General features: G+C 50.2%; 5 protein-coding genes, 1 tRNA gene and 1 pseudogene. All 7 read right to left on the bottom strand.

Going from position 1 to position 6744, the window contains the following annotated elements; genetic code table 11:
• Window positions 1-240 (bottom strand): annotated as a pseudogene (locus tag GAC_RS02105) (hypothetical protein); the annotation flags it as partial.
• Window positions 241-413: 173 nt separating this feature from the next.
• Window positions 414-1319 (bottom strand): methionyl-tRNA formyltransferase, encoded by a 906-nt coding sequence (gene fmt, locus GAC_RS02100; RefSeq protein ID WP_010263215.1) that lies wholly within the window; start codon window positions 1317-1319, stop codon window positions 414-416.
• Between the two features lie 96 nt (window positions 1320-1415).
• A tRNA-Ile gene (locus tag GAC_RS02095) sits at window positions 1416-1488 on the bottom strand.
• Window positions 1489-1841: 353 nt separating this feature from the next.
• Window positions 1842-4268: an endopeptidase La gene (gene lon, locus GAC_RS02090; RefSeq protein ID WP_010263197.1), complete on the bottom strand. Its 2427-nt coding sequence runs from the start codon at window positions 4266-4268 to the stop codon at window positions 1842-1844.
• 18 nt (window positions 4269-4286) lie between these two features.
• Entirely contained in the window at window positions 4287-5504 is a 1218-nt protein-coding gene (clpX, locus tag GAC_RS02085) for an ATP-dependent Clp protease ATP-binding subunit ClpX (protein ID WP_010267228.1), read from the bottom strand.
• Window positions 5505-5513: 9 nt separating this feature from the next.
• Window positions 5514-6110, bottom strand: a complete 597-nt coding sequence (gene clpP, locus GAC_RS02080) for an ATP-dependent Clp endopeptidase proteolytic subunit ClpP (protein WP_010267227.1) — start codon at window positions 6108-6110, stop codon at window positions 5514-5516.
• Window positions 6111-6165: 55 nt separating this feature from the next.
• Window positions 6166-6744: trigger factor (locus GAC_RS02075; RefSeq protein WP_037349254.1), on the bottom strand; the 579-nt coding region annotated here is incomplete at its 5' end.

Genomic DNA, 6744 nt, shown 5'->3' with positions numbered 1-6744 from the left:
TCTATCGGAGTGGCTCTCGTGATATTTCATGCCACGCAGCCGGTCATCCGAGTCTAAAAAAGAAAAAAACTCCCCTATGGATTGGCGGCTTCCGGCTATAGTCGCATTGATGCCCTGCTCGGCCAGAATCACAGTTCCTTTAATGCCGCGTGACAAGCAAAACTCCAAAATCACAGGCTTCATGTCATAGTAATTGTGCAGGTGGACAAAGCGGTAAAAGGCCGCAATAACGTAACCCATAGCTACGGATAACACTAATCAATGGCCCCAATGCTATTGCAGAAAGGCAAAATTGTCAATTCCGCCCCTTCCAAGCTTTATACCACACTGATCAAGAATCGGTACGCGCCAGGCCATGCTCTCTGTGTAGCATAACCATTTGTGAGGTTACACTACTGATGCGAACAGACTGATTACCGTTGCAACACATTGGACACACAACCTCGAAACCCGCGTAGGAAGCTGCGTATGTCACAGGGCTTTTTTGATTCTGGTTGCACAATCTTCGGCGCGAGGACGGTGCCGTTCCCACATTGTATGTGTAGCTCGTCATTTACTACATCACCGATCTGCGCCCCGGCAAGCTCGTAGTTATCGGCTTCCAAAAGTTTAACTCGCTTACCGTCCAAAAAGAAAAACATCCTCGGGTAAAATGCCCTAACCTGCCGACATATATAATCCGCGGCATCGTTGAAATTCACACAGAACTCTGAGGGTTTCGCGGCATAGGTGGCCCCGGCATCATCCTGGCTTACGGACCTCATGGTATCTAAATTATCCAACACTTTAAGGAGCATTCTACCACCCATGCTTGATAGCCTCTCGCTCAGCGCGACAATGTTCTCCCGGCTACCTATGGGCGTGCTTTCCTGCAAAAAGATATCTCCGGCGTCCAGTCGCTCATTTAACTGCATTATGGTAACCCCGGTCACCGCGTCTCCGGACAATATTGCGTGTTGCATCGGCGCTGCGCCTCTCCACCTAGGCAGCAGGGAGGGATGGACATTTATGCACCCGAAGCGGGGAACTTCAAGCATCCACCGCGGCAAGATCATTCCGTAGGAGGCCACAATTATGGCATCAGGCATGTACTTTTCAATTATGTCCCGTTCGCTATCAGAACTAAGCGACGCTGGTGACCTAACGGGAACATTATGCGCATCTGCATAGGCATGCACTGGTGTTTTCGTCAACAGATGCCCTCTGCCCGCAGGTTTTGGGGCCTTGGTATAAACAGCTAAAACCTCATGCTGAGAGCCTATTAGAAATTCGAGAGTCGGCACAGAGAACTCTGAAGATCCCATGAAAATTACTTTCACAACACCTCCACAACTAAAGGCCGGACACGCAATTTTGGGCCATAGCTCCCAGAGGAGACGTACACGCAACAGAAGCCGGCAAGCCTGATTAGAGTGTGGGGCTGGCAGGATTTGAACCTGCGGCCAACTCGTTATGAGCGAGCTGCTCTAACCCCTGAGCTACAGCCCCATCACTAGCCCATTGTACGACACCGCACGCAAATTACAACGAGTATTCCGGTTCTAGTGGACCAAAAACCACCGGTCAAGCACCCTCAACCACATGCACACACGCCAGCCGAGCGCACAGGCTATAAAGCCAACACCGTAAACCTACACGAACAAGGCTCCGGCATCCCCGGACCCACAACACAAAGATCCGCACGGAAACCGCGCACACTCCGCGTCACACAATTCTACACCAAGCGCGTGGAGAGCCTGGGCACCACCCACAACACTACCAAAACATATGCAACGTGCCACGCACACCGCAACCTAGCACCAACAGCACGGCAACGCGGCCGTGTGCGTCACAACCGCCTCCTAGTTGAACAGGGTGCAGTCCCCCCCTTCATCAACGCTGGGGACCTTGTCTACAAACACCTCATCCTCGCTCAACGGCACAATCTTGCCCATGAGGGCGCCCTGTATCACCTCATCAACGCTAGAGACCAGCACTATTTCCATGCACCGAGTGACGCTTTCCGGAAGCTCGATAATGTCTTTCTTATTCTGGCTAGGAATTATAGCAGTTGTAATCCCACCACGCAGCGCGGCCAGCAACTTTTCCTTCAAGCCACCTATGGGCAACACCCTACCCCTCAGTGTAACCTCGCCGGTCATAGCTACGGTATTCTTCACGGGGATACCCGTCATGAGTGAGACTATAGAAGTGCACATCGCAATGCCGGCAGATGGCCCATCTTTGGGGGTAGCCCCCTCGGGAACGTGGATGTGTATGTCATTGACTTGAAAATCCCTAGACTTTATACCAAACCCTACGCACCTGGATCGAACGTAGCTATAGGCCGCTTTTACAGATTCCTGCATAACCTCGCCAAGCTTTCCGGTATACTTCACGCCCCCCTTACCCGGCATGGTTACAGACTCTATAGTAAGCAGGTCCCCACCGGTGTCGGTGTATGCAAGGCCTGTGACCACACCAACCAGGCTGTCCTTCTCTATAATGCCGAAATCATACTTACGCACTCCCGCATACTTGCCGATGTTGTCAGAGGTTATAGACAGGCTGGTTACGGTCTTAGTTTTATCAGTTAAAATCTCCTTCATTCCCTTCCTCATAAGAGAAGCCAGCTCCCGCTTCAGGTTCCTGACTCCGCTCTCTCTGGTGTAGAACCTCATGAGATCATAAATCGCCCCATCGGAGATTTCCCACTCCTTGTCGCGCAAACCGTGTTCCTTGCGCAGGCTGGGAATCAGGTGTGACTTAGCTATATGCAGCTTCTCTTCCTCGGTGTAACCAGATAGCTGTATAGCCTCCATGCGATCCAGCAGCGGCTTTTGCATATTAAGGCTGTTTGCAGTTGCAACGAACATCACATTAGAAAGGTCAAACTCGACCTCCAGATAGTTATCCACAAAGTGCTTATTGTGGTCCGGATCGAGCACTTCAAGCAGCGCGGCGGTTGGATCACCCCTATAATCAGATCCTACCTTGTCAATCTCATCTAGCAAAAACAAAGGGTTGCATGTTTTCGCTTGCTTTAACTGTTTGATGATCTTCCCAGGCATTGCCCCAACGTACGTCCTGCGGTGCCCACGTATTTCGGACTCATCATGGATACCACCCAGGGATACGCGGACAAACTCGCGCCCAGTGGCTTCTGCTATAGATTTCGCAAGTGAAGTCTTCCCCACACCTGGAGGCCCAACAAAGCATATAATCGGGCCTTTTGGCTTTTTCACCCTTTTGAGGACAGCCAAAAATTCCAAAACCCGCTCCTTTACTTTGTCCATGCCATAGTGGTTCCCATTGAGAATTTTCAGTGAATTCTCCATGTCTATCCTGGTATTCTTAAACTTGCCCCAGGGGAGATCTAGCAGCCACTTGAGATAGCTGGAAATGATGTTAGCCTCAGGCGACATCAAGTTCATCTTTTTATAGCGCTTAAGGTCGCTTAAGGCGCGTTCCCTGGCCTCTTCAGAAAGAGACACGGTGTTTATCTTCTTCTCAAACTCACTCGCGGAGTCGCTATCACAGCAAGCACCGTCGCTTTCTTCCAGTTCGCGCTGTATGGCCTTGAGCTGTTCGTTTAGGTAATACACCTTGTGGGTAGATTCAACTTGCGACCTTACCCTATCATCAATCTTCTTTTGGGCATTAAGCACGCTAATTTCTAGCTTCACGAGGCCAAAAACCATATCTAGGCGCTTGACGACGCAAAACTCCTCCATCACCTTCTGCTTATCTTCAACGCTGATGGTGAGGTGGGATGCAACAATATCGGACAGGTGCCCTAGTTTTTTTATTTCATATGCGGAGGCAACAACCTCAGACTGGGTTTTTTTGCTGAGCTTGTGCCATATATCGAACTCCTTCAGCACAGAACGCTTCAGCGCTTCTATCTTGTTGTCTATGGTTATGCTCTCATCATCCTCAACAACCTCAACCTCCGCGCTCAAAAAATCATCACCATCGATGAAATTCAGAACCTTGGCTCTGTTTTCGCCCTTAATCAGAACCTTCAACACTCCATCAGGAAGCCTTAGCAATTGCACCACATCTGCGACTGTGCCAACCCTGTACAGATCATCATTACTCGGGTTGTCTATGGAGCCATCCACTTGCGTTAGGAGTAGAATTTTACAGCAACTATCATTCTTGGCAGCATGCTCCAAGGCACTTACAGATTTACCCCGACCTACGGAAAGGGGCATGACGACCCTGGGGAAGACTACAGTGTCCCGCAGCATCAAAACAGGCAGCGACAAAACCTTACTCTCTTCCATAAAGAACCCCCACCTTACCTAGCCACTCTCAAAACAGTTTCTGCTCATCATAACATCCTCAACCATGGCAGCGTCGACAACAACCTTACCGCCCTCGCAGCCTAAAGGGTTAAACATGAAGTCGAGTAACAAAGATTCCATAATGGCCCGTAATCCTCTGGCTCCAGTATTCCGAGCAACAGCCTTCTTTGCAACAGCTAAGAGAGCTGCGTTGTCGAATTTCAGCTCAAGGTTGTCCATTTCAAATAGCTTAGTATACTGCTTAACCAAAGAGTTCTTTGGTTCCACTAATATGCGATAAAGGGTTTCCTCGTCCAGCCTGCCCAGGGAGGTGACAACCGGTATCCTCCCGACAAACTCTGGTATCAATCCAAACTTTACGAGGTCCTCAGGTTCAGTATAGCACAAAATGTCCTTGCGTTTATCGGCGATCTTTTGAACATTTGCTTCAAAGCCCATACAGCTGCCGCGATTCCTCGCCTCAATAATTTTCTCAAGGCCGTCAAACGCCCCACCGAAAATGAACAGGATGTTATCAGTGTTTATCTGTATAAACTCCTGGTGGGGGTGCTTCCTGCCGCCCTGAGGTGGAACAGAAGAGACGGTGCCCTCGATCACTTTCAGCAATGCCTGCTGGACTCCTTCCCCAGAAACATCGCGGGTTATTGAGGCATTCTCCGACTTCCGTGAGATTTTATCGACCTCGTCAATGTATATAATGCCCCGCTGTGCCGCCTCCACGTTAAAGTTGGCAGCTTGCAATAGCTTAAGCAGAATATTTTCTACATCCTCACCAACGTACCCGGCCTCGGTCAGCGTTGTGGCATCCGCCATGGCAAATGGGACCTGCAACACTCTCGCCAGCGTACGTGCGAGCAAGGTCTTCCCCGAGCCAGTTGGGCCTATCAGCAACACGTTGGATTTTGATATCTCAACCTCGCTGATGACTCCAGAATTTCGCAGACGCTTGTAGTGGTTGTAGACGGCAACCGACAGCACCTTCTTGGAGTGCTCCTGCCCTATGACGTACTCGTCCAACACCTGCTTTATCTCCGGAGGCTTTAGGTCAAACCCACCCTGCCTCGCGGGCCTGCCTTCTTCCTGCAATATCCCGCTGCAGAGCTCTACACACTCGTTACAGATGTAAACTCTAGGCCCAGCTATGAGCTTCCTCACCTCGCTGTGAAGCTTTCCACAAAACGAGCAGCTATAGGCGCCTTTTCTAGCCTCTGACATCCATCTTTCCTATATCTGCTCCCCTCCCCGCTTGTCTATCACCTTGTCGACTATACCAAAATCTTTGGCCTTTTCCGCAACCATGAAGTTATCGCGCTCCATGCTGCTTTCTATTTCCTCAAGGGATTTTCCAGTATGCTTGACGTATATCTCGTTCAGCCTGCGTTTGATCTCCAATATCTCCCTGGCATGTATTTCTATGTCAGTAGCTTGGCCGCGGAAGCCACCAGAAGGCTGGTGCACCATTATCCTAGAATTTGGAAGTGCATATCGCATACCAGGCTCCCCACCTGCCAACAGCAGCGCGCCCATAGACGCCGCCTGGCCCAAGCACAATGTGGATACCTTAGGCTTTATATACTGCATGGTGTCGTATATAGACAGGCCCGCGGTGACCACTCCCCCGGGAGAGTTTATGTATAGAGATATGTCCTTCTCGGGATTTTCAGCCTCGAGAAACACGAGCTGCGCTACAATGAGGCTGGCCATATTGTCTTCCACGGTGCCGGTTATGAATATTATCCTCTCCTTCAACAACCTGGAGTATATATCATACGCGCGCTCTCCCCTGCTGGTCTGCTCAACCACCATCGGTACTAAGTTCATAATTTCCCTCTCAAACCCCCACAAAGCACCAGGACCAACAGCTCCCAGCAAAACTCTAGATACTCTCGAAAAGCGACTTTAGATCTCCGGCGGGCACATTCTGCCTTTCTTTCTTGGCCTTGGCAACCATATATCTGACCACCTTGTCCTCAAGCACCTTCCCCCTTATGTGATCTCTAACTCCCTGATTAGACCTCAAAAGTTTGAGCACACTCTCCAAACTTGCCCCGTAGTTCAGATAGTTAGACTGAACAAACGCCGAAATGTCACGTGCCTCCACGGCGATGTTGTTATCTTGAGAAACCTTCATCAACAGCATACCCAGCCTCACGCGCCGCTCAGCTTCTTTCAAGATGCCATCTTCCCCCATGGCTTCAAGCTCGCTCGGGGCAAGTTCACGCCTAATCCTAGCGGACTCTTGAGACACCACAGATTCCGGAACTTGGCCTTGGTAGATTGTTTCCATATGGTCAAACAACTCTTTACGCATCAGAGCATCGCTCATGAAGGCAAAACGGCCCTTTAGGCTTTCGGTGGCAAAGTTTACCATATCTTCAGCGCAGCCAAACCCGCAACTCTTCGCTAGCTCTTCGCGGTCACCAACGTCTTTGGGGACCATGATGCTCACAAGTTT

This window comes from Anaplasma marginale str. Florida, from assembly GCF_000215485.1.
Taxonomy (GTDB): Bacteria; Pseudomonadota; Alphaproteobacteria; order Rickettsiales; family Anaplasmataceae; genus Anaplasma; species Anaplasma marginale.
Note: the sequence above shows the minus strand (reverse complement) of the source record. Positions and strands in the feature narration are given on the sequence as shown.